Raw genomic sequence first — 23,567 nt, forward strand, 5'->3', positions numbered from 1 at the left:
ATCTTCCTCCTTAGAACAGATTCAGCACATCCTGAGATGTCTTTTCGCTGTTGAGAGTGATATTATCCAGGTCCAGTGTAAAGCTGGCGTTGAGGAAATCTGGATAGTTGATAGTCAAACCATTCAAAATCTTTTCCATCTGATTGCGGTCAAGACCAAAAATCTCAGTAGGACTAACACCGTCACTTTCGAGGTCATGGTTTAAGAGGCGGGACAATGTAAACTGGTGGTAATCCCCGCAAGCCTCTGCAAATTTATATAAGCTGTAAAGAATGACAAGCGGATTCGGATTTTCCCAGGGGATGCGAACCACGCTATTCCAAAAACGCTTTCCGTTTTTTAGCGTGTAGTCACAGACACCCAGGCCGATTTCATTGCTTAATTGAGGAATAGAAATCAGGATGTTTTTATATGCGGAGACAATGTGTGAACGAGAATTTTTACTCATTGAGTCATCCAGCATTGCATAAATGGTATCAGGGGTGTGCGTTGTGGAAAAATCAATGTTTTTGACCCACCAATTAAACTCCGATGTGTATGTCAAATTGCAAAGAATCAATGCCCAAGCGTCGGAATTCTCTATTCCAATATTATCAATAACTTTACCAAAGGGTGCAAATTTAGATTTAGCAGTAACTTCGGCATCGTTCAAGAAGCTCTTGAGATTTTTAACCATGTTGGTTCCAAGGCTGTGAGGAGAAGTCCAAAATTCATCCTTTAATTTGAAATACGATCTAACCCAATCGAGTTCAATGCCCATATTTCCATACCTGTCAATGCTCCCCATTTTCTTTTCTCCTTTCGGCAATCGCAACGAGTTGGCTACTAAGCAACCATGGAATACATCGTGACATTTTTTGCATTTTACGCATCGGTCATCGATTGTTACATGGCCATCCTTCATAGAAATAAACCCATGCGGACAATTCGCCTCGCATACTCTACAGCCAATGCAATATGCGGTTTTTCTGAACACAGTCTTCAATTCTGACATAAAATAAATGTCTTTCTGGGTATTTTTCCCTATCACAACTGTAGCAGTTAGTCCGTTGGTATTTTCGGCAATCTCAATGTGATACAACTTATCTCTGCAAAGCACTTCGACATTACCATTCTCCAGAAAGGTTACATTGCCAATTGTTTTAATCCACTGCTTCCAATCAGTTTCTATACGGGATACTTGAATTGTAAGTACACCTTGTTCAAATGATTCATTTGTATAACTTTTGGCGAATGATAATTCTTTTCCACTTCTTCGTGCTTTCCATCCACCAATGTCCATAAACTCCTTGACGGCGCTCGGATTAGACAACTCTTTGGAGGTTGTTTCCAGAATAATGTTATTGAATGTTGTGGTTGTCCGATATCCCTCATCACTAAAGCTGTATGCTTGTTCCTTAAAATACATATTTTTCGATGTGGCTAACGGGCACACAAGACATCCTGCACGGCTATTTCCTTTTTTATAGGCATCATTTATCAAGAGTTGTCTCTCATAGATATAGGAAAACAATTCGGCGGAGTTCCATTCAAGGATTGGGTGGCAGCTATATTGTCCACGAACTTTCTCTCCGTGACTAATACCTTCGTATTCACTTCGAGAAGCACTTTCATCTCCTCGGATTCCTGTGAAGGCCATTCCCCTAAAATGAGGATTATTGGTATACTCTCTCAGTAAGATGATTTGAGGCGCAGTTTTATGCACACTACAACACCATCGCATCGTCTGCGCTGGCGGTCCAAATTCCCTCCATGTGACTTTCGGGTCGAAGTCAGACTTTGCTCTTAAAAATTCAATCTTTGCGTCTTTACAGTGCTGTTCAATCTCTTCGACTATTTTATATGTATCCGGGAATTCCATTCCCGTATCGCCAAATAGCACTTTGAATTTATTGTGCGGCAAAGCACGCTGCACCAGATCGAGGGCTACTACACTATCCTTGCCGCCACTGAACGCCACATAGAAGACATCGACCCGATCCATGTATTCAACATAAATGTTGTATATTTTCTTTATTGTTTCTGCGGCCAGTTTCTCCAACAAATCCCGGTTCTTTTCGACCATAGCGGGAATATCAACAAAGCGGAGAGGTTGTCCATCGGGCTCTGGCTCGTCCATAATCACAATTTCAGGTGGGGTATAAAGACTGCCGCCTTTGGTCTTGGCAACCTGCCGTCCCCGGTAGAAATAATTGTTGGCTTCCGCCCACATATAGGGGTAGGAGTCATTCTTTGCATAATTCCAATACCGGTCAAATCCAAGAATATCCAGTTCTTTGTAATACACCGGACGAGGTTCCTTACTGAAGGAAAGCGGTGAGCTGTTCAGCAGCAGTCCGCCCGTCTCGGCATCCCAGGTATATGAGTACATATTAGTCGGTGTCCTTCCTTTGCCTCTGTGCTTTTGCTCTGATAATGAGCGATTCTATTTCTGAGTATCTACGGCGGGCAAGATATCCATTGTCACTCAGATATTGAAGCACGGGGGCTTTTTTCATCTCTATTTGATTGTTGTTGGCCAGCAGGTCAATGATCAAGTCATCAAAGCTGCCGATGCCTGCGGAACGCTTCACAATTGCACCGGCGCATTCAGTTCCATTAAAGCTGCTATGTAGGAGCAGATATTTCTGACTGTAACTTGCCACATAATGTTCCAACAAGAAGCTGTTCCAGGGAAATCCCACATAGGGGAGTGCGCCAAAGTTCGTTACTTCCGGCAAGGGAATATACTTTTCCGTACAGATTCGGTCCAGCACCTCATCTATGTCAGCAACGGGGAACTGGGCCGCTGCTTTCGATACAAATTGATCCCGGCTGATTCTCAGGCTGTTTTCGTAAACGGTATCAAAGTATATGGTCGTAGCGAGGCTATCCGCCAATCCCTGAAGCTCAGACAGCGTGAAACTATCATGACTTCTTGCATATTTTGCAAACACATCCACCATCGAGATTTCCTGACCCGAGCGGCTGATGATATTTCCTTTGAACGAAAATTTATCACCTAATTTTGCCTTTAGTGCATCCCGGAACCCATACACGGAGAGGGTGTGATTTTCCTCTATGATATAGGGATATTTTGCCCGGATTGCATCATAAAGCTCATTACCACCAATGAAATCCCTTTCGTCAATGGTCCTCTGGATGATTTCAGCAATTCCATCCAATTCTTCATCAGACAAATGGACAATACTTTCGTGGAAGTATTCGCTGCGGCCATTGTTGACGAATTCAACATTGCTGGCAAGGATCAACTTTATTTTACTCTGTGGAAGATGCGGCAGTGCAGCAAAAAGCTCATCATAAGTCGCCGGTCTTCCAAAGTTTTGCAAGCAAGAGCGAACTTCCGATAGCGGGTCCATGCTGACATCGGGCGTTTTCGATATAAAACTTCTGTTGATGAAAAATCTTCCGTTTCCGATAGAGGTCAAGTACGCTTTCAGCATATCGGCATCGTGAATATGGTAGTCCAAGAACACATCAGAAAATTCGGCAAAAATCGCTTGATAATAAATAGCTGCTTTCCCGTCTGCAAAGGCGCTCTCGATGTAATCCAGCAGTTCTTCCTTTCGATCTTCGCTCAACATGACATCTGGGAGAAAGGCTTTCCCCTCGTAAAGAATGCATAGTTGCTTGATTTTGTTGCTGATGTCATCATCAGAGTCAGTCAGCTCTGTGGCATGGGTTGCTGTGTAATACCTCTTAAATTTGCGTATCTCAAGAGGCGAATCCATACGGAATCCCTTCATGAAATATTCTCTGAGCACTTGCTCATAACCTTCATTCCTGTAAGGACTCGCAGAATCTATGTCCGCTTTTGTAGGAACAGTCTGTTGCGGCTCAGCCCCAATGAACATAAGAAACTTCTGCAAAGCCGCTCGGAAGCGATTATGCTGCCTCGCATTGTAACTCAAAAAATCCGCATCGTTTAAGAGTAAGCGAATCGTTTCCTGCGCAGCTTGCCGATCAGAAGTGTAAAGTTGCCAAGAAGGCAGTTGGTGTTCTCTTGCAAACACCTCACAATTATTTATTGCCGAAGAATAACTCCGACTGGTAGCATCGGCCATTTTCAGTGTTTCCGACAGGTATCGAGAAAAACTTCTGCTGTTTATCTCATCCGACTGTTCACTCGCAACAGATTTTGACATTGTATCGTTTGCGATATTATGTGTGTGTTGTGGCTGAAATGTCTGAGTGGCGGTGTTGGATTCCTCAACTGCTGTTTCCTCAATGCCAATACGAGAATAGAGCCCTTCTTTTATGTAGTTGTAGTAATATCGCCCTGCAGCAACAATTTTATTGATCTGCTTTCTGCGGGTTATTCTGAAGAATTTATTTTGTTCAATTGTGCGCTGAACTTTCTTTATGGTTTCGATGTCTGTTGTCTGGAACAACGGTTTTTGCAGGACTTTTATTTTCAAGCAAAAGGTTTCGATTTCAGAATAACAAATATAAAAGTCAGAAAGCTGGGCAGGAGACACTTGTTCGGCAAGATACCGCATGAAATCATCTTTAACGGTTTTTCCATCGATTATCATTGCTCTTGCCTCCTTCAGTAATTTTTGATACTCGTCATGGGAGTCATGATACAAACTTGCAACCCCTGTAAAAAGTCTGGTAGCCGGTTTGAAAACTGTGCGTCCCAAATATGCTGACTCCATGCTTTTCATTTGAAATGAGATTCCGTTTGTATTACGATACACCGCATCAATTTCTATGCCCCGATGAACTGCCATTGCTCTTAAATCGTGAGATACTGCCTTAACTGCGTCTGAGCGTGTGAGCTCGCCTTTCATAGAGGCAAGGATCCCTTCTAACAGGATAGCGGCTTCATATTTATCCCAGGACGGTTGCCTCTCTGCCATATACAACTACTCCTTTGAAGATGTTTGCGTGTTTGAACTATTTTTTGATTCTTTTACATATTCCATAATATCGCCGAAATCACAGTCGAGGGTCTCACATATACGGCCCAAAATAGCGAGATTTACCGTTTCATCTCGCCGTAGCTTTGTCATTGTATTCGGCGCAATATCTGCGGCTTTTCTCAAATCCGCTTTGCTCATTTTCTTATCTACAAGTAACTTCCACATACGGTTATAAGAAAGCGCCATGTACTCTCTCCTTCTTCCAGATAATACAGATATTTTGTAAGGTGATTCTCAAAGAACGGGCCTTAATACACACTTGACTTATATTTTACCGCTAATCTCTATTATCTTCAAGAGCGTATCGCAATTTTATGCGAACGCACAATCTCTCCGGCAGAAGAAAAGCAGGGACTTGCCGGGAGCGCATTGCCGACAAGTCCCCGCCGTTCTTCCGTTAGTTTCTTTCTCTGCATTAAATCTCAGTTAGAGTGAGTCCTTCTGGGCGGTTCACAATGAACCGCCCCTGGGTCCAGCACATGAGCGCAGCCTCCCCTTGGTGGAAGGTTTTAAAAATTCGATTCCTTCAAAAGTGGTTTGTACAACTTTTTGGTACAAACCACTTTCTCTTTATTTTACAGTATAGAGATTGGAGGTACTGCTGCCGTTGGGACGGTATCGGGGGGCTTTGACCAGATATCCGGCTTTTTCCAAATCGGATACAGCCCGCTTGACCGTGGAGCGGGACAGCTTCATGTCCGAGGCGATGGTCTTGATGCCGGGCCAGCACTTGCCCTCAGCGTCTGACCGATCCCGCAGGTACATATAAACTGCCCTTGCTCTGGAGGGCAGTTCGGTGTCGGCGTAGATGGTTCCAAAGTAGCTCATGTGTTTTCTTCCTCCATGGATTTGATACTTTTACCCCGCTTTCGGGTTCTCTCCTGTACTGGTTCATGCGCCATACCGCCGTGTCCGGACACCGCATAGCCCCGGTGTTCCGCTGCTTCCTCTGCCTTGGCAGACTTCGGAAGATTCCGTTCCAGATCCACACGATTGGCATAGGCCACCGCTCGGTTTGCCCGCTCCGGCACAGTGTACGGCTCCCCGAAGGTGATGCCCCAGTTCAGGAAGAGCTGGAGCCGGGTCCGCATGGGATGGGTACCGGTTTTCATGACAATGAAGCTGCCCTTGGGGATGGATTTCAGCTCGTCAGGGGTGAGTAGTGCCCGTTCCATCATCTGCAGGCTCTGGCTGGGATCGTTCTTCCCTCGGCTCACCGAGCCGGAGAGGACGGTGCGGCTGCCCAGGGCTTTGGACAGGACTTCCGCAGTCTGGCTGTTGGGGGCGAAACCGCCGAAGATGGTGTCCTGGCAGTTGTCCTGAATGATTTCGCAGCCTTCCTTGCCGTAGTTTTTCTCCAGCTGCGCCAACGACTGGATGATGGGTACCAGCGTCAGCCGGCGAGATCGACCGGCGGAGAACAGGGGCAGAATATCAAAGGGCGGCATGGTTCCAAACTCGTCGCAGAACAGCACCACCCGGTTTTTCAGCTTGCCGCCGTTCTCATCGGCCACGGCAAACAGCTCCCGGCTGAGATTCTGAATCATCAGACCGGCCATAAAGTTCTTGGTGGTGTCCTCCTCCGGCAGGATCAGGAAGATGGCGGACCTCTCCGACGCAAACTTCTCGGCGTCGATGGCGCTGTCAAAGCACAGGATCTGCTCCAGTTCGCTGTCCAAGAAGGCATTCAGCCGGGACAGGACCGTGGACATGACGGAGGCCATGGCCTGCTCGGCGCTGTTGAGGGCGGCTCCGGCGAACCACCGCGCCTTGTGGTCCGGAGGCAGCTTGCCCATCAGAAGCTGGAAGTGGCTCTTGCCCTTGACGCCACTGGGTTCCAGAAGATCCTGCACCAGCTTGAACACGGAGACGATGTGTCGGCGCTCCTGGGGATGGTCTTCGTCGGGCGGCAGGAACTCAGCCAGCATCAGGATGACAGAGGTGAGCAGACCTTCGGCGGCATCGTAGAAGAAGGCGTTTTGCCCACGGTTGCTGTCATCGCCGTCCGGGTTGACAATGGTCTTGGACAGGATCTTGGCGTATTTTTCTGCTTTTGCGCGGGCCGCCAGATTCCCCGGCTCCTTTCGGGCGATATCCATGTACCGGTTGACCAGCGTCAGCAGATTGTTGCCATCCGAGCGGGTGGGATTACGCAGGTCGATAACAGAGATATTGTACCCATAGCACTCCTTGGCGATGGTTCCGTAATTCCGGGCAAGGTCGCCCTTGCTGTCCAGCGCCAGCCAGCTCATGCCGCTGGCACAGGCATATTCCAGATTGGGATAGAGGAAATAGGCTGTCTTGCCGATGCCGGAAGCGCCGATCATGAGGCAGTGGATATCGTCGCTGTCCACCAGAGCGGTAAGCTCGCCCTTCTTGCCCTTGCACCCCAGCACCAGCCCCTGCTCCGCGGGGCGGTTGTGGCCGCTGCGCCAGTCCCTGACCCGGAACGGGACATGGGCATAGATCTTTTTGATCTCCTTTGCGGTGGCCCACCTCGCGGTACCGTGCTGTCCGTCGCCCACCGTCCTGGACTTGATGCCGCTCAGGGTGTAGCAGTGGGACAGCGCAGCAAGTCCTCCGATGACAAGAAACATTCCGGCGCCGGCCAGAATCAGGAGAGCCACCTTTGACTCCTTGAGCTGCTCCAACAGAGTTATCCAAAACTCTGGCATAATGTGTTCACCTCGCATTTCTGTTCTCTGACTGTAGTCAAGTCATCGTTCCAGTCCTTGTTCTCCGGAACGAGCCGTTCCACGGTGTAGTCCGCTTCCAGCTGGGCCATCATGCGCTGGTTGGCCAGGTGGCCAGCCTCGTCGTTGTCCAGACAAAGCAGCACGGTGTGAATCTGGGGCATCCGCTCCAGCATCTTCGCCACCGGCTGGATGGAGGTGCCGCAGCAGGCCACATAGCTGTGGCGCTGCCAGTCCTCCGGATGGAGCGTGATGTAGGAGAGCATATCGATGGGCGCCTCGAACACATAGAGGCTTTCGTCTGTTCCCATATGGTGAAAACTGTAGCGGGGATTGCAGCCCTCCACATTGAGCCGGAAGGCTTTTCCGTAGCTGTTGGTACTCCGTTTGTGGGCGTGACGCGGGACGCCTTCCTCATCTGTGCCCACAAATACTGCATTGTGGTATTTCGCATCTTCGTACAGGAGCCTTTCCCTGGCGAAGTGGGCTACCACACTTCGGTCAATGTTCCGATGCTTCACCAGATAGGCATAGACCCTGCGCATATCGGAGTGGACCGGCGGCAGGACAAAGGGCTTTGGCGGCTCCACCACCCGCTCTGCGGCAGAGGGGTAGATGGTACCCACTTCTCCGCCCAGCAGCATGGTCACCGCTTCGGGATAGCTGAGGTTGTAGAAGCGCTGCACAAAGCTGACGGCGTGACCGCCCCTCTCCTCGGCATGGTCGTACCACTCGTTTCCGCGGACGGTGACGCTGTGGTCCTTGGCCAGCCGTTTCTCTCTGCCGGACGGAATCAGCTTCTCGCCACGGAACCGGAGGAACTCCTCCAAGTCCACAGCGGCGGCACGCTGCCTTTGCTCTTCTGTAAAGTGAATATAGGTTGACATGGTTCCCTCCTGTTACATGGTCTGCTGATACGACACCTGCTCCTCGTGATCGTCTGCCTTGTGGCCTATGGCCATACGTTTCTCCATCAGGCGTGTGCGCCGTTTGGAGTCAATGCGGATTCCGGCCGGGTTATGAGGCGGTACAGAATTATCCCGGAAGATCCGGCTCATGTGATGGAGCAGCTTGGTTGCCGCCAGCATCACGGACGGATCACGGAACTGGTCGAAGCGGTCGAGGAAGAATTGAGCGTACTGGTTGCCCTGGGCGGCTGAGCGTGTGAACCACTCCCTGGCCTGCTCCCGATCCTGCTCCACATCCCGGCCCAGGAGATACAGCTTGCCCAGGGTATATTGGGCAAAGGAATTTCCCTGTTCGGCGGCAGCGGTCAGGTACTCCAGAGCTTTTCTCACATCCTTCTTTACAGACTCGCCGGCGAGGTAGAGCTTTCCCAAACGATATTGGGCAAACTGGTTTCCATGCCCGGCAGCCTTATCCAGCCAGCGCAATGCCTCCGCTGTGCGTTTCTGAGAAAGGAGCAGTTTCCCAAGGGCGTATTCCGAGAAGTCATTTCCGGCCTCTGCGGACAATCGAAACCACCGCTCGGCTTTTTCATGATCCCGCATGGTGGAGAGGTCGTCCCGGTAGAACTTACCCAGCTGGTGGGCTGCCACCGTATATCCCTCTGCCCAGAGCTGCTCCAGCTCCCGAACCGCTTCCGCGTGTTCCTCATCCAGCGCATAGACATCCTGCAGCACGGATTTGGCGGCACGGTAGCGCTGTGCCTGATCGTATACGCTGGTGGATCGATGTTCCTCCTGTGCTTCCTCCGGCTCAGGCTCGTCCTGCAGTGCTTCATCTTCAAAAGTTGGGAGGCCGAGACGGATGTTCTCGGCCTCCCGGATGATGTCGTTCTTGATTCTGCGAAACTCCCTCTGCTGGGAGAGCGGGAGATGCTCCCGTGGTGTGCGGCTGCCGTAGCACTCGTTCAGCTCGTCCCGGATCTGATTCCAGATTTCGTAGCACTGCGCTACTTCCGGCTGTCGGGACAGCTCATCCACGATGGTGTCCACCAACGCTTTCAGTGGCTTTTTCAAATAGCCATACTGCTTTTTCCCGGTGGTGGTTTCCAGAGCCTGCACCAGCTGGCGCATCTGCTCCTCGATGACGGGGTTGTCGCAGAGCTGGTGATTCATCCTGTGGATCAGCTCCCGCATGGTGTCCTGGGCTGTCTCGACCAGATCTTTGTAGGCTACATCCTTCCGCTCGTAGATCTGATTCATCTCATCCCGGAAGATAGTGTTGGTCAGCTTGGAGCGCATGGCCGCAATGCCTTCTCTGGTCAGGAAGCCCTCCTTGGGATTGTCCGACCAGACCATCATGTGGATATGGGGGTGATGTCCCTCATTGTGGAAGGCTGCGTACCAGCGGAAGTGATCCACCGGTATCCGCATAGCCCTGGCCAGATCCTGTGTGTGCATCATGAGCAGAGTGCGCCACGCATCCGCGTTGTCGTATTCCAGGCGGGCGGCATCTTCCCGGCGCAGGGAGTAGATGATGGTCCACACATTTCCTTCATGGGCCTCCAGCTCGGACATGGCTGCATTCAGGTCAACTGCCGGAGCGGAGCTGAACAGGCCGTGTGCGCCGTGACGCTCCACACGAGGACGGGTGGCAATGTAGGACATGTATCCGCTCTCTGAGTTCATCTCATGAAGGTTTGCATCCAGCGCCATGGTGATGAATGCGGAGGCAGTTCCAAGCGTTGGGGTCTTGCAGTAGTCCTCGTACTCGAACAGCTCCGCAGCATCGGGAAAGTCATGGAGCAGCTTTTGGATCAGCTCCCGCTGGCCTTTGGTAACCGGACCGTTTCCGGACAGCTTCTCCACGCCTTCACGGGTGGCGATGTACTTCATGTACCCGCCGGCCTTGTCCGATTGGATATAGCCGCTTTTCTGTACGAGCTTTGCCATGGGTTACACCGACTTCTGGAAGTCCAGTGCGTCCTTGAAGGAGATGCGCCCGTTGGTGCGCTTCATATCCCGGATGGCTTTTCCGCGCAGGCGCTGGTATTCGCCTTCGTCGATGTCGGTGTCGTAAGCGATGATCTGTCCCAGCACATGGAGATCCACGCCCTGCTTGAACAGGAGCGAGCCCATGCGCCCGGTATAGTAATCCAGTGTGCCGGTCATCATGGCAGAGAGTGCTTCGGGCAGAAAGGCGCCGGCGTTCTTGGTATGCAGATAGCCAAGATAGAATTCCACTGCTTTTTCGATGAACTCACTTTGGGTTCTACAGTTATCTGACCGATAGGTGTCCTCAATCTGCTCCTTCACAGATGGGGTCATCCATACAGTTACCTTCTGTTTTCCTTTTACCATAGTACCTCCTTGTTTGTTGGAACCGCTGTAAAACCCTTGGTACAGCGGCGTTCTCGTAAAATGGAGCGTTCCTGCTGCTGTTTAGGCTCAAAAGGAACGGCCTATCCAAAAGCCTGAAACTGCCCGCACTGCGGGCAGTTGTGAATGGCTCGGCGCACAAGGAGCGTCGGGCCTTTCTCCTGCTTGCCTTTCGTCGGCCTCCACCTCCCTCGAAAAGCGGCACAAACCCCGCCTGTTTCCCCAGGGCGGGGTACTCGGTCGGTCAGCCGCTGAAAGCCGCACACAGCGGCCCACAGGGGGCAACACGGCGCTACATCTGCATCTCCGGGGATGCCGGACTCTGCTCCGACAGATAGTTCGCACTGCACTCCTCCAGACTTTGGCCCCAGTACTCCTGACAGTAGGTGTTCATCCTGGGGAGGAGCAGGGCCTGTTCCTCGGCGCTGAGGCGATACTTGAACGCCTCCTCATCGCCGTTGCCCCGCTGCAGATACACCTCCAGCGTGTCACAGACACGGCGGGCATCCAGATCGTAGTTGGCATAGATGTTCAGCCAGTCATCGTTCTCGGTGGTACAGACGTTGGTTCCGAACACCTCGTCCGCATGGAACGATACTTCCATGTAGAACTCCAGCAGGTTGTCGTTCTGAATAATATCCTCCGCAAAGGAGATGTCCTCTGCGTGGAGCGTCCGGATACCGGTGAGATACTGGGGCTCCGTTTCGTATGTGATCTCTTTTCCCTGCAGACGATCCAGGAAGGTGCGCCACTGTTCGTCCGGTGACGCGGCGCTTTTCTTCGTGGCGAAGTAGACGGCGGTGCTGACATCCTGAATGCGGAATCGCTTCCAGCCGTCCATGATGTTGAGGGCATCGAGGTAGCCGCTGTCCAGGTCAATGTCGAATGCACCGACCACTCTGCCGGTGTTATCCAGCCGCTCCGACACATATGTTTCGAACTGCTCACGGGACAGTTTCTCTCCACGGGGAAACATTTCAGTGAAGTGTGCGGGGGCGTCGCCGTCTGCCTTGCGGATATAGCTGCGAAGGCGTCGGGCAGTTTGCAGGAACTCCATATGTTCTTCCGTCAGGAAGTAGTCGGCACTGCCGCCCTCCGTGACATGGAAAACGGCGAAGCGCCGTGTGGCCTCCCGAGCCTCCTTCTCCGCCTGCTGCTCTGCCCAGAGCTCGTGGCTGATGCGCTCGTACTCCCGCTGAGGAAGCTGGTTGCACATTTCATCAAGGACATTCTCCAGATGCTCCTCCAGCGTTTCATCTTTCAGATGCTTGCTGAGGGCGTCGTACCAACGCTCGTCAATCCAGAGGGTGATGTCTTTGCTGTTCACTGCGACGCCTCCACTTCTTCTGCGGGTTTGGGCGTGACAGGCTTCGGGCTGCGGCGGGACTTGTTCGGAGCAGCGGCGTTTACATCGCTCTCGTCGATGTATTCACGCACCGGAGCGGGCACATATTTTTCATAGAGTTTCACCAGCGCATCCGTCATCTCACGGTCCAGGTCAAGCTCCTTCTTGCCCATGTAGCGTTTGAGCGCCGAGAGCTTCTCCTCATCGAAGGTGATGGTCAGGTTCACTTGTTTCATTGGCACTTCCTTTCTCAGTTGTAGTTGATGTATTCGATCTCCAGCCAGTGGGTCCAGCCGCGGCCTTCCAGCTTGGTCTTGACCACACCGTACTTGGTGCCCATGGCCTCGATGACCTCGCCGTTTCCGATGTAGACGCCGATGTGTCCGTCGTGCCAGACGGCAAGGCCGGGAGTATCCGGCATGGTATCAATGGGACCGGACACCGATGCGGAGTAGTACATCTGGTTTGCTCCCAGGTCGGGCATGCCGTTGGTGGCATAGTCAATGGTGAGGGTTTCGGGATTCAGCCAGCCATAGCCTTTGATGAGACCGACGCAGTCCGTTGTCCGTCCTCCCAGCCAGTTGGCCCGGATGAAGTCTGCGTAGGTACCAACGCCATCCGGATACTGCTCCAACTTATAGGCGAAGAGCGAATCGGTGAGGACACTGCCGTAGGTTCCCCAGACATAACCCCAGCCGGACTCCCAGGCATGGATGGCGTAGGTCACAAGGTCAGCGGCATTCTTGGTGGTGGGATCGGTGAAGGTGGAGATGTCCAGCTCAATGCTGCTCCCATCCCCTCGGAGATACTCGCCGCTGTAGCTGCCGCCACCCACGGCACCGGCTATCATGGTATAGATGTGGTCGATGTTGCTTTTGTCATCCTCCGTGATTGCTCTGCCCAGATGGGCTTCCAGATTGGCGTATGCCTGGTACAGCGAGATCGGCACCGCGACGGTATATTCTTCTTCCTCTGTACTGGTAGTCCCGTCCTCCAGAGTCACTTCCACGGTTCGGGTTCGGGTTTCGGTGGTGTAGAAGCACCCCACGAAGCTGTTCGCCGCCCGTGTGGACGGGGCGTCCTCCCCAAAGCAGAGGGCATAAAAAACAGCCTTGACACGGATGGGGTCAAGGCTGTTGCCGCTGTCCATCTGCCCATTGGCAGAGGACACCGCCGAGTCCAGAAGAGAAAAGGCCGAGCGCATCTCCTCAATGTGATACCGGAACTCCGCAGGGACTTCGGCGGAGAACTCGCCTCCATAGAAGCACGCCTCCACCGAATAGTTGTTGTGTTCTGAACCGCCGGAACCAATGGCGCAGAGCAGGGCGATCAAAAGAATGACCGGTGAAAAGACTGCCACCAGAATCCAGCCCACACCTTTTCGGGTCTTTTCATTGGTGAGGAGCATGGCGGCGGCTTTTGCGATTGCCGCAGGCACAGCCATCAGCGACCACCTGCCGATCCGAAGAGTTTCTCCTTGTAGGACGGAGCATGAACCTCCAGCAGGTATCGCTCATTGCCGCACTTATACAGGCAGACGCCCCTCTGAGGAAACTTGATGAGGTTGTATTCCGACTCCTCCAGCTGAAGCATATCCATGTAGGATCGCTTGTCGATGGAGCCGGCGTTGAACAGGAACTGGTGGGGCGGGATGCTGAACAGGGGCTTTGTCATCTCACGGACGCCTTCCTGGTCAAAGTCCTCCAGATTCTGACTGGCCAGAAGCATGGCGGATTCTTTCTTTCGCACACGCTTCAGGCAGTTGCGGATGTACTCGATAGCAGTGGGGTTGGACAGCCAGATATACAGCTCGTCCAGAGCCGCCACGGTATTGCCCACGGTCAGAAGCTTGTCGGACATGAAGGACAGCACATTGAAGAGCATGGCGTTGCGGACATTCTTGGCGGCACTGAGCATCCTTTTCACGCCGAACACCAGAAAGCGGCTGGAGGTGATGTTGGTGTGTCCGTTGAAGAACTGGGCGTCGGCCCCCTTGCACATGGAGTGCAGGCCAAGCAGCACCTCCTGCAGGAGCTTTTCAGTATAGAGCTGATGCTGACCGGCATCGTAGTTTTTGAATTCCTGCTCGATGAGGTCGTACAGATCGGAGAGAATGGGATAGTCCTCCGGACGCATCCGGCTGAAGTTGGTGCGCTCGGTGATGCCAAACTTCTGATACAGCTTGGACAGCATGATCTCAATGGTATCGATATGCGCGTCGCTGAAATCCTTATAGGCCCGGAAGAAGTCCTTCAGGAAGGAGATGTGCTGGGCCAGCAGGGTGCTTTTGCGAAAGGCCTCCGGCGCGTCGGTGGCATTGGGATCGCCGCCGTCATCCCAGCACTTGGGTTCCAGCACATTGATGATGTACTGTCCGGCCATGAGGTCGGCGAAGCAGCCGCCCACCGCCTCGCACATCTCCTGCTGTTCGTGTTCGGCGTCCAGGGAAATGATGGACTTGCCGGACTCCAACAGGTTCAGGATAAGCAGCTTCATGAGGTAGGATTTGCCCTGACCGGAGTTGCCCAGGATCAGGATGTTGGCGGAGGTCTTATCCTCGTCCCGCTGGTCGAAGTCCACCAGAATGTTGCTGCCGTATTTGTCTTTGCCAATGTAGAAGCCCTTGGGGTCCAGTTTGCCGGAGTAGTTGAAGGGATAGAGATTTGCCACGCTGGAGGCGGGCAGCACCCGTTCAAACTGGACGCCGAAGGCATTGTGACCGCTGGGATTGACACAGCGGAAGCCCTGCTGCTGGCGGAGCAGGAGCTTGTCGACATTCAGCTTGCTCCGTACCAGCTCCGTCAGCACATCGGTCTGGAGCAGCTTGAGGGTGTTGTAGTCCGAGGCGGTCAGCTCGATATAGACCGCACAGTGGAGCAGCGGCTCACGGTTGCGGTGCATGGCGGCCACCAGGGTCGCCACATCCTGCAGGTTGCTCTCGGCGGTGACCGTCTGCTGCAGGTCATTGGTGTTGGAACTGTTCATGCGGTTTTTGTTGGCTGCGTTCTGGATGATTCGCTTTTCCTCTGCGGGCGTGACCTGCCGGGTGTAGATCCGCAGGGTGATGCCGTCCTTTTCTCCCAGGTGGCGGAGGATGGCCTGCTCGTCCGTGCTGGTGGGGTATTCCCGAAGGGCCCAGACGCAGCGGTAGGTGTTGCCGCAGATGAAGTGGTCCGGCATGAAGCTGACCACTGAGGGAGCGATCATGTCCAGGAAGGACTTGATGTTCGCCTCCTCACGGCCCTGAGGTGCGGGGTTTACTCGTTTCTTTGCCATGGAATTCCTCCCTTTATTCGCCCACAATGACCCAGCGGTCACCGTCGTAGTCCTCGTACTGCTCGGTGGTCACATTCTGCTCGAAGTAGACGCCCAGCATCCGTTTGAGATCCTGCTCGGCGGCCCGGCGGGTGGTGAATCCGTTGTCATTGATGCTCTGCTCGATGCGGCTGAGGTACGGAAACACATCCGTATCCTTTTCCTTCCGCAGCCGGATGATGATATAAAACTCCCGGCTGGAGGCCATCAGCACCTGAATGCGGTCCAGGTGTGTGCTGTCCTGCTCCAGAAGCCTGCGTATGGCAGGGAGCTCCTCGCAGGTCTGCCGTTCCTGATAGAAGGTCTTGTTCCGTTCAAAGGACTCCTTGGAGTTGAGCGCCAGCATCTCGATCTCGGCCTGTCCCTTGACCACATTCAGCAGAGCGTAGATTCTGGCGCTGATGCTGGAGTCCGGCAGGACGCTGATGTTGGTGGGCTTGATGATGAAGAATACCAGGTCGCCCATGCGGGTGGCGATGCAGTAGTCTTTGACGCTGTCGATCCCCATGAGCTGCCGGGTAGACTGGGCCGACTTATCTTTTTTCTTTCTGCTCATACTGTGATCCCTCCTTTGGAAAAGAGCGCCGGAAACAGGCCGGTGCAGCGGATGGTGACGCGGCAGGTCACCGTCTTGGGGTGCTGGCGGAACCAGTATTTTGCCCGGACATTTCTCGCACCATCGCAGCGGGAGCTTTCACACAGGCGTCCGCCCACATAGCTTTTCAGAAGGGCCCGCAGACTGCGGAAGCCGTGATAATATCTGCCGTCCTCACTGCGGCAGCACCACTTGTTTTGGGACTCGTGCCAGAAATACGCATTGTCACACTCCCAGCGTCTGCGTTTCCGGCTCCACCGAAGGGTCAGCGAAGCAGACAGATCTTTTTTTTCGTATCCTTCGGTTTCCTCAAAAGAGAAAGGAGGCGCCGTACCGAACATGGTTTCGTCATAGCTCATATCACATTCTCCATTCATAAAATTGCTGTCTGGTGATCAGGAAGGCCACCGCATACCGGATAAAGTCCAGAATGCTGGTGCCGTCAAACCGGATGCTGAGGAAGGCGTAGACCGCCGTCAGCACCAGCGGAATAAAAATTCCGGTCTGGGTCAGCGCCAGGACGGAGAGCAAAAGCCCTACGCCGATGACGCCCACATCCTTGAGTTCCCAAAGCCACAGCATTGCTTTGGCGGTCAGGTTATCGGGATAGATGTACAGGATAGTTCACCTCCAAGAAAAAAGCCGCCGGGGTTCATTCCCCGGCGTCCATGCGGTATCTCATTCGTTGGTCGTTTCCTCGGTCTGGTTCTGCGCCTCATATTCGGCCAGCGCCTGTTCGATGAGTCCGATGACGAACTCCTTCTGGCTGATCTTCCGGCCGCGCTTCTTTTCGGCGGCGATGAAGTTCTTCAGCCGCTGATCCAGTTCCTCAGAGATTTGGAATGCCAAGGTTTTGGTTGCTGCCATGATCGTTTTTCCTCCTTCGAAGTGTTCTTTGAGTACCAGTTCCACATATTCTCCCAAGGTGCTCAGCGCCAGCTGCTCTTTCTCCGCAATGACCTTGGCGTGGAGGTCTGCGGGAATCATTGCACAGAGATTCTTTTTCGCATTCATGGAGCGTTCTCCTTTCTGTATTTTGCAGGCAAAGCATACTGCACCCAAGGACAAATAGCTATTCACACAACCCAACAAAGAAGCAAGCGTAAACGAAGCAGAAGCAACAAGGCACATTCAGCTTGCCAGAAGCACCAGCGAAATGCCATGGAGAACATAGTCCACGCACGGAATGGCAACGGAATTGCCCAGTGCTTTGTAGCGGGCTGAGTCCGAGGCGCCGGGGATGGCTGTCCAATTGTCCGGGAAGCCCTGAAGGCGCTCACACTCCAGTGGGGTCAGCCTGCGAATCAGCTTTGGCCGGCCTGTCCCTTGCAGCACAAGATCTGTGGCATCCTTATGCTGACGGGCACTCTGGGTGCTGACCACCTCGCCGTCCTTGAACACATCCACCCGCTGCCTGCTGAATACCGCATGGTGGTCGGTTGCGGTCAAGGTATAGGCGATGTCCTGCTGATAGCCGATGCCGTTCCCACCGTTTTTGGGTTGCCTGTCGATGGCGTTGCCGGTGATGCAGAATACCGGTTCCTGCTCTACCAACGGCACATTGTTGCCGCCGGTACCGTACCGTGCGGACATGGTGGGAGCGACCCGATGCGGACCGGTGTAGCGGGAGTCGATGCCGTGGTTCTCATAGACCAGCGGCTGGTGTCCGTGTTCCTGGGCTCGGAGAGTCCCTGTCACATTTTCACTGCATTCCATGACGCTGCCGCCCTGGTCGTTGAGGCACAAAACCGATGGCATGCAGTTCCCGCCAGCGCTGCCCTTCAGCGTGGGGGCGAGTTCTTCGCCATAGCCGATGCCTCCGGCGGATGCTCCTGCACCGGCAGAGAAACCGGCAGTCAGGACGCAAGGGTAGCCCTGTCCGGCCTGACCGCCCCCTGCACTCAGGGATGTATGGCGCTCCGGCGTCAGGAAACAATCGCCGTTGCCCTTGGCCACTACACCTTCCGCAATGAAGGTTTGCTGCTTCATTCCCGGTTGGGCGCCCAAGGCTCCGGCCACATCGTGCAGATCCCGGACTTCATCTCTCTGATTTGCCGCAAAGGCAATCGGCTGGAGCAGACCGTTTCGGCCTGTGGACATCCCGCAGTTTACGCCAAGCGTTGCCGCAACATCGCCGGTCAAATCGCCATTGTACCCATCAAAGCCTTCCACATCATCCTTGTCTGGCTGTGTGACAAAGGTCTGCATTTGCATATTGTTAGTGGCCATTAGGGCGCCGGACACTCCGTGCAGGTTGATACCTTCATCCCTCTGGTTGATATGGTACGCTTCCAACTTGGTGGCGTCGCCGTCCGGTGGAGCGACTCCAGATTGGATTTCCAGCGCCCGTTTGAGCTTCTTGGGGAGCTCTTTTCCTCGCTCAAGGGCCCGGCGCAGGATACCCAGGCAGGCTTTCGGGGTCAAATAGTATTTGTCCGGCGGATCGTCCTGCAAAATCTGCGACAAGGAAGATTCTTTTTCTTCTCTGGGGGACACCCCAGTATTGAGCGTCAAGGCATCGCCACGCCAGGGAGAAATCAGTTCCCAATACGATTCGCCCAGCAGATTCCCAGCGCCCGGTGTCAGGTCGAGGGACTGAAACACCACCGACTTTAATTCGGACGATCTCCTCGAGGACGATCCGGAAGTCCTCTCCTTTGGGAGTTCCGCTGGAGAAGGCTCCGGGAACATTCTCCCACACCATAAATCGAGGTCGTATATAGAGAGCTGTTCTGTTTCGTAATCGTTCTGCATTTCTCATCTCCTTTACAAGTCTGACCTGTTCCATGAACAAGCCGGAGCGCGCGCCGGAGAGACCGGCGCGGTTTCCGGCCACAGACAAGTCCTGACAGGGAGAGCCGCCGCAGATGATGTCCACCGGCGGCAGCTCCGCACCGTCAAGCTTTGTGATATCGCCTACATGGACCATATCGGGAAATCGAAGCCGGGTCACCTCTATCGGGAATGCTTCGATCTCGCTGGCCCACACAGGAACGATGCCGTTGTGAATGGCGGCCAGCGGGAATCCCCCGATCCCGTCAAACAGGCTGCCCATCGTCGGCGCAAGTTTCGCATCGTTCATTTCCGTGCGGACACGAAAATTCACTCGCTCCGCTGCGCCTCCTCTCCCCACACAAGCCGCGGTATCGGGCTTGTGCGGGGGCCCCATGCTGTTTGTTCTCATTTGGCTACCGCCTGAACGATGGTTCTTGTGGTGGAGACTGCGGCCTGGGCGGTGTAGACCGCAGACATGATGTTGGCTCTTGTGGTGGTATCCAGGCCAAAGGCTCCGGCGATACGGGGGATCTCACCGGCGGACAGCATCAGGCCAAGGCCCAGAAGCGCATTATCTTTAAACACCATCAATCCGGCTATCAATATGGTGGATTGCAGGAAAGCGGTCAGGCACAGGCCGATGATCTGCTTGCACCACTGGATGAAGCCGTCGGTATAGCCGCGGGGCACGCTGAACATATAGAGACTGCCTACCGCAATTTGAATCAGAAGGATACCGCCGCGCTTCAGGTTTGCAAAGAATACCTTGATCACCGCATAGGCCATCAGGATAATACAGAACAGCAGCATGATCGGGCTGGTGATGGATGCAAACCCAAAGTATGAGCCGGATGTCATGCCTGTCAGGGAATCCACTCCGCTGAGCGTATCGACAATCTCGGTCGCCACCTCGCCAATGGAGGTCCCATATCCGGTAATTCCGGCGGTGAGGCTGGCCTGCAGCGTGACAGAGAGTTCATAGAGCCGAACCGGCACCACGGTAAACAGGCTTACCGCCATAAAGCCCTTGATGGCGTTGAGGGCGATCTCCTTGACATTTCCTCTGCCGGAGGAGTATTCAATGCCGCATTCAAAGCAGGCCACCACCAGGCCGGTGCCGTAGAGCGCCCAGGCCAGATAGGAGAAAAACAGTACCACGCTCTGCACCCAGCTCATCTCGAACAGCTCAACGCCCATGTTCCCCATCTCGGCAAAGAAGTTCCCGAGGAAGCCCATGACCTGGCCATAGATCCAGTCAACGATCTGTCCGAGGATGGTGTCGGCAACAAAATCCCAAATAAACAATGGTTCGCTCACCTCTTTTCGGGGCGAGGCCGCACCAACTGCCTGGGATAAAGGGCCGGGGGCCGCACAGCTGGTACGGCCCCTGGGTCACTTACTTACATGGTCTGCTGCCACTGAGGGTCAGCCGTCTGGGTCTGCTCCTGAAATACCTCCAGGTAGTCGGAAACCGCCTCCGTGAGCTGCCGGTAGTCCCGGCTGTTGGGATGGTAGACATACCAGTCCGCTTTCCCGTAGTCATCCCAGATGTAGGGGGTGATCCCGTTTTTGAAGTTCGGGTTGTTGGTCTGCTTTTTCCCGAGGATGTCGGAAAGGTTCAGGAGCAGCGCATCCACCTGGCCTTCGTTCCGGTTCAGAATGGAGATGCGAAGGGCATGGTATTGATTTGCCACAATTCCAGTGACGAACTGGATCTTTGCCCGGTTCAGCTCATTCAGACGCACATAGCAGGCCCGGCCTACATAAGTGGCATCAGGGTACTTCGGGGCAACGATCCTGTGAAGCTCTTGCTCAAAAAAGTTCATATGCCCTCCTCAGATGCCCACGATGTCCCAGAGATACATGGGAGCCGTCAGAGTAAACACCAGGCAGGCAAAGAGGATGGCCGGAGCCGCCCACTCAAACTGACCGGACTTCCGATACTCGAAATAAGCGGTACCCAGCTTGGCAAAGAAGAACACCGCCAGGATCAGGTCAATGGCGGGAAACACCACGTTGTTGACCACAGTCTTGATCTGAGCGGATGCGGTGGTCCAGGTACTCTCCACGGCGCCGGCCACATCCCCGGTCCCTGCGGCAAAGGCCGTGGTTGCCGTCAGGCAGACCATAGCCAGCACCACGATCATCATAACAATCAGGCGTTTGCAGTTATATTTACGCATAGATGAACCTCCATTGTGAGTTTGTTAATTTGCGGGGGCGATATGCCAGTCTTCCCATAGGTCGCCCGAAATCCGAATGGAATCCGTTAGGTTCATGGACAGCATGCCTGCCGGCGTCCAGCAGTCCAGGAGCCAGGTGTACGGCGTATAGCTTCCATCGGGATACCAGATGGGGGTGAAATGGGTCGGCCTGTTATATGTGCTGTAGGGATTATTCTTGAAGGCGAAGGCGGAGCGTTTGCCGCTGACGCTTCGATCCAGAAGCCGCCAGAATCCTTCGTAGTTGAACTCCGGGAAATAGGTCACGGCATTTTGCGCCGCAGTCACGGCAGAGCTCTGGGTCGTGCTGACATTGGCAGTCACAGTCTGCTGGATGCCGTAACCGCTTTTGGCGGTCGTGGCGCTTGCTGTGGGGGACATGCTATCCGGCGTAATGGCCATGGAAGCCGACAGGCTGGCGGAGTAGCCGCTATAATCAAACTCCCACCAGCCTTGATCCTCCCACCAGCCGTTGTCCACCCAGTGGTACCAGCGGTCCGTGTGGGATTTGCCCTCGCTGTCCGTCCACCGGTCCGTGTGCCAGCACTTCTCCCAGTTTTCAACCCACACCCAATTCTCCTGCCACCAGGGAGACCAGATGCCCCAGGAGGCAGAGGTCACTTCCTCTTTCTCCGGGATGCTCACCAGGGTAAAGTCATCGTTTCGGTCATCGGCCACGGGATTGGGGGGATCGTTCCCGTCCAGATCAACGATATTGGCAGTGATGGTGCTTTGGGCCGTGCCGCCGCCCTGGACTCGGACCCGGATGGTGCAGACACAGGGTTCCTCCGGCGTATGCCATTTCACCCAGACCAGCTGGCTGTCTCCCTCCGGGTAATAGACATTGCTGACCGTATAGGTGCTGCCTTCGATCACAAACTGCACGGTGACCGGGTTGTCCGGGTCAGACTGACCGCCGGACACCTCCACGGAGGTGATCACATCTGTGTCCACCCGGTATTCGTAGTCAAACTCGTCGATCTCCGGCGGCTCCAGCTCGTCGTTGAACCGGACAATGCCAATGCCCAGAGAGGAGATGATCTGGTCGTTGCTCACCTTGCTGGTGGTGCTGCCCGACCAGGCGGGATACCCCAGGTCTGCTTCCTCCAGAAAGATGGCCAGCGGCAGGTTCTGATGGGTCAGCGAGCCCATCCAGTATCGAAGATCACCGTCAACTGTCTTATCATAAAGGGCAGCTTCGGTTGCGGTCATAGCGTAGTTGGCGCCGCCGTAAACCAGGTATGCAATCGGCTCAATGACGATTTTATAATCACCGCAAATCAGGGTGTCAAAATCCATCCCAACATACCCGGCAATGGCCCGAATGACCTGTTCATCCGTAAAATAACTGCGGATGGCATCAATGCTGGCCGGATAGCTGCCGGAGGAGATAATGCGGGGAAGGCTTTGGGCTGGACGTATGCAAGTATATCCGCCTACAATTGGCCGTAGAGATGCACCGCTGTTATAAGATAGCTTGCTTATCTTTCCAAAGTGGATCACATTGGTACCCGGCATTTTGTTGCTCCAATCTATCGTGTTTCCTATGACCGCATGGCTACTTGTTTCAACAACAGAAATGCGGACGCCGTCCATGCCGGGGTTCCAATAGCTGGTGGATGTTCCGTTGCCCAGATTGCCTCCGCCGCTATCAATATTCTCATCGCCAATGGCGTAAGCAGGCACAGCGATTCCCAGCATCAGGACGACGGAAAGAATAAGCGCAAGAATTCGCTTCATAGAGGACCTCCTTTCGGATTTTTGGGCAAAAGAGAAGGCGCAGTCGGGATTGACTGCGCCTTCTTTACAATATTTGGTTAGTTTCCGCCACCCATTGTGCCGATTTTATTACCGTTTTCGTATATATCATTTCCTTCGATGACGGTGTTCTCGCCGCTGTTCTCCACATAACCGAAGCCGGGCACATAGACCTGACCGGCGCTGTTGGTGCTTCCGGCAGCAGGCTCTGTTTCGGTGGGGGTGACTGTGGGCGGCTCCTCATAGGTGGGCGGCTCCTCGTCCTCGGTCCTGCGTTCCTCCTCCGGCACATCTTCTGCGTCGTGGTTCTCCGGCAGTGTCGAGGTTCCATCTGGGGCTTCCGGCTTTTCAGGCTGCTCCGGTTTGACCGGGTCGGCCTGGATGGTCTGCTCCAAACCGCTGGAGTCGGCGCCCTGGGCGGGATCGGTTTCGGATGCGTCCGGCACCTCCACCTGGATGTCCACATCCGTCTGCCCGTCGCTGTTGATACTCACATCCGGGTCGCCACTTTGCGCCGGCTCATCGGATACCACACCGGAAGGAATCTCGGCTTTGCCGCCAAACCGGGCGGCGATTCCAATCGCAACGGCCGCACAGAGCAGGCAGCCGATGGAGATGAGGATCATTTTCTTCGTCTTTTCTGTCATAGCGCATA

21 protein-coding genes and 1 pseudogene are annotated in these 23,567 nt (G+C 54.0%); all 22 read right to left on the reverse strand.

Annotated features, from left to right (window positions below; translation table 11 throughout):
* Positions 1-10 precede the first annotated feature (10 nt).
* Positions 11-2,371, reverse strand: a complete 2,361-nt coding sequence (locus I2E77_RS04135; RefSeq protein WP_071430729.1) for a phosphoadenosine phosphosulfate reductase domain-containing protein — start codon at positions 2,369-2,371, stop codon at positions 11-13.
* Between the two features lies 1 nt (position 2,372).
* Positions 2,373-4,862, reverse strand: a complete 2,490-nt coding sequence (locus I2E77_RS04140; protein ID WP_087233699.1) for a hypothetical protein — start codon at positions 4,860-4,862, stop codon at positions 2,373-2,375.
* A gap of 6 nt (positions 4,863-4,868) precedes the next feature.
* Positions 4,869-5,111 (reverse strand): helix-turn-helix domain-containing protein, encoded by a 243-nt coding sequence (locus I2E77_RS04145; RefSeq protein WP_071430733.1) that lies wholly within the window; start codon positions 5,109-5,111, stop codon positions 4,869-4,871.
* Between the two features lie 384 nt (positions 5,112-5,495).
* Entirely contained in the window at positions 5,496-5,753 is a 258-nt protein-coding gene (locus I2E77_RS04150; RefSeq protein ID WP_071430735.1) for a helix-turn-helix domain-containing protein, read from the reverse strand.
* Positions 5,750-7,600 (reverse strand): type IV secretory system conjugative DNA transfer family protein, encoded by a 1,851-nt coding sequence (locus I2E77_RS04155; RefSeq protein WP_071430737.1) that lies wholly within the window; start codon positions 7,598-7,600, stop codon positions 5,750-5,752. Before I2E77_RS04155 ends, I2E77_RS04150 begins: the two co-directional genes overlap by 4 nt.
* Positions 7,582-8,505, reverse strand: coding sequence for a DUF3991 and toprim domain-containing protein (locus I2E77_RS04160; protein WP_071430738.1), 924 nt, complete (start codon positions 8,503-8,505; stop codon positions 7,582-7,584). Before I2E77_RS04160 ends, I2E77_RS04155 begins: the two co-directional genes overlap by 19 nt.
* A 12-nt stretch (positions 8,506-8,517) precedes the next feature.
* Positions 8,518-10,476 carry a MobP3 family relaxase gene (gene mobP3 / locus I2E77_RS04165; protein WP_071430740.1) on the reverse strand — a complete coding sequence of 653 codons (1,959 nt, stop codon included), beginning with the start codon at positions 10,474-10,476 and terminating at the stop codon, positions 8,518-8,520.
* Positions 10,477-10,479: 3 nt separating this feature from the next.
* Positions 10,480-10,884 carry a hypothetical protein gene (locus I2E77_RS04170; protein WP_071430742.1) on the reverse strand — a complete coding sequence of 135 codons (405 nt, stop codon included), beginning with the start codon at positions 10,882-10,884 and terminating at the stop codon, positions 10,480-10,482.
* Between the two features lie 310 nt (positions 10,885-11,194).
* Positions 11,195-12,229, reverse strand: a complete 1,035-nt coding sequence (locus I2E77_RS04175; protein ID WP_071430744.1) for a hypothetical protein — start codon at positions 12,227-12,229, stop codon at positions 11,195-11,197.
* The gene (locus I2E77_RS04180) at positions 12,226-12,483 is read right to left on the reverse strand and encodes a DUF6103 family protein (protein ID WP_071430746.1); all 258 of its coding nucleotides are present in this window, start codon (positions 12,481-12,483) and stop codon (positions 12,226-12,228) included. Before I2E77_RS04180 ends, I2E77_RS04175 begins: the two co-directional genes overlap by 4 nt.
* 14 nt (positions 12,484-12,497) lie before the next feature.
* The gene (locus I2E77_RS04185; protein ID WP_087233696.1) at positions 12,498-13,691 is read right to left on the reverse strand and encodes a hypothetical protein; all 1,194 of its coding nucleotides are present in this window, start codon (positions 13,689-13,691) and stop codon (positions 12,498-12,500) included.
* A complete protein-coding gene (locus I2E77_RS04190) occupies positions 13,691-15,523 on the reverse strand; it encodes a VirB4 family type IV secretion system protein (protein WP_071430750.1) in 1,833 nt (610 codons plus the stop codon). The genes I2E77_RS04185 and I2E77_RS04190 overlap by 1 nt, the downstream gene beginning before the upstream one ends.
* Positions 15,524-15,536: 13 nt before the next feature.
* Positions 15,537-16,118, reverse strand: a complete 582-nt coding sequence (locus I2E77_RS04195; protein ID WP_071430752.1) for a hypothetical protein — start codon at positions 16,116-16,118, stop codon at positions 15,537-15,539.
* Positions 16,115-16,516, reverse strand: coding sequence for a hypothetical protein (locus tag I2E77_RS04200; RefSeq protein ID WP_195450680.1), 402 nt, complete (start codon positions 16,514-16,516; stop codon positions 16,115-16,117). The genes I2E77_RS04195 and I2E77_RS04200 overlap by 4 nt, the downstream gene beginning before the upstream one ends.
* Before the next feature lies 1 nt (position 16,517).
* Positions 16,518-16,775: a hypothetical protein gene (locus I2E77_RS04205; RefSeq protein WP_071430756.1), complete on the reverse strand. Its 258-nt coding sequence runs from the start codon at positions 16,773-16,775 to the stop codon at positions 16,518-16,520.
* A 60-nt stretch (positions 16,776-16,835) separates the two neighbouring features.
* Positions 16,836-17,171, reverse strand: coding sequence for a hypothetical protein (locus I2E77_RS04210; RefSeq protein ID WP_071430758.1), 336 nt, complete (start codon positions 17,169-17,171; stop codon positions 16,836-16,838).
* A gap of 117 nt (positions 17,172-17,288) precedes the next feature.
* Positions 17,289-19,239, reverse strand: a pseudogene (locus tag I2E77_RS04215) (DNA cytosine methyltransferase).
* Between the two features lie 98 nt (positions 19,240-19,337).
* Positions 19,338-20,237, reverse strand: a complete 900-nt coding sequence (locus I2E77_RS04220) for a conjugal transfer protein TrbL family protein (protein WP_071430760.1) — start codon at positions 20,235-20,237, stop codon at positions 19,338-19,340.
* 95 nt (positions 20,238-20,332) lie between these two features.
* Complete coding sequence (locus I2E77_RS04225; RefSeq protein ID WP_071430762.1) at positions 20,333-20,758, reverse strand: hypothetical protein; 426 nt, start codon at positions 20,756-20,758, stop codon at positions 20,333-20,335.
* Positions 20,759-20,767: 9 nt separating this feature from the next.
* Positions 20,768-21,115, reverse strand: coding sequence for a DUF3852 domain-containing protein (locus tag I2E77_RS04230; RefSeq protein ID WP_071430764.1), 348 nt, complete (start codon positions 21,113-21,115; stop codon positions 20,768-20,770).
* Positions 21,116-21,139: 24 nt separating this feature from the next.
* A complete protein-coding gene (locus tag I2E77_RS04235; protein WP_071430766.1) occupies positions 21,140-22,894 on the reverse strand; it encodes a hypothetical protein in 1,755 nt (584 codons plus the stop codon).
* Positions 22,895-22,971: 77 nt separating this feature from the next.
* Positions 22,972-23,559 (reverse strand): DUF6550 family protein, encoded by a 588-nt coding sequence (locus I2E77_RS04240; RefSeq protein WP_071430768.1) that lies wholly within the window; start codon positions 23,557-23,559, stop codon positions 22,972-22,974.
* Positions 23,560-23,567 lie beyond the last annotated feature (8 nt).

It is taken from the genome of Anaeromassilibacillus sp. 1001302B_160321_C8 (genome assembly GCF_015554745.1).
In the GTDB taxonomy this organism is placed as follows: domain Bacteria; phylum Bacillota; class Clostridia; order Oscillospirales; family Acutalibacteraceae; genus Anaeromassilibacillus; species Anaeromassilibacillus stercoravium.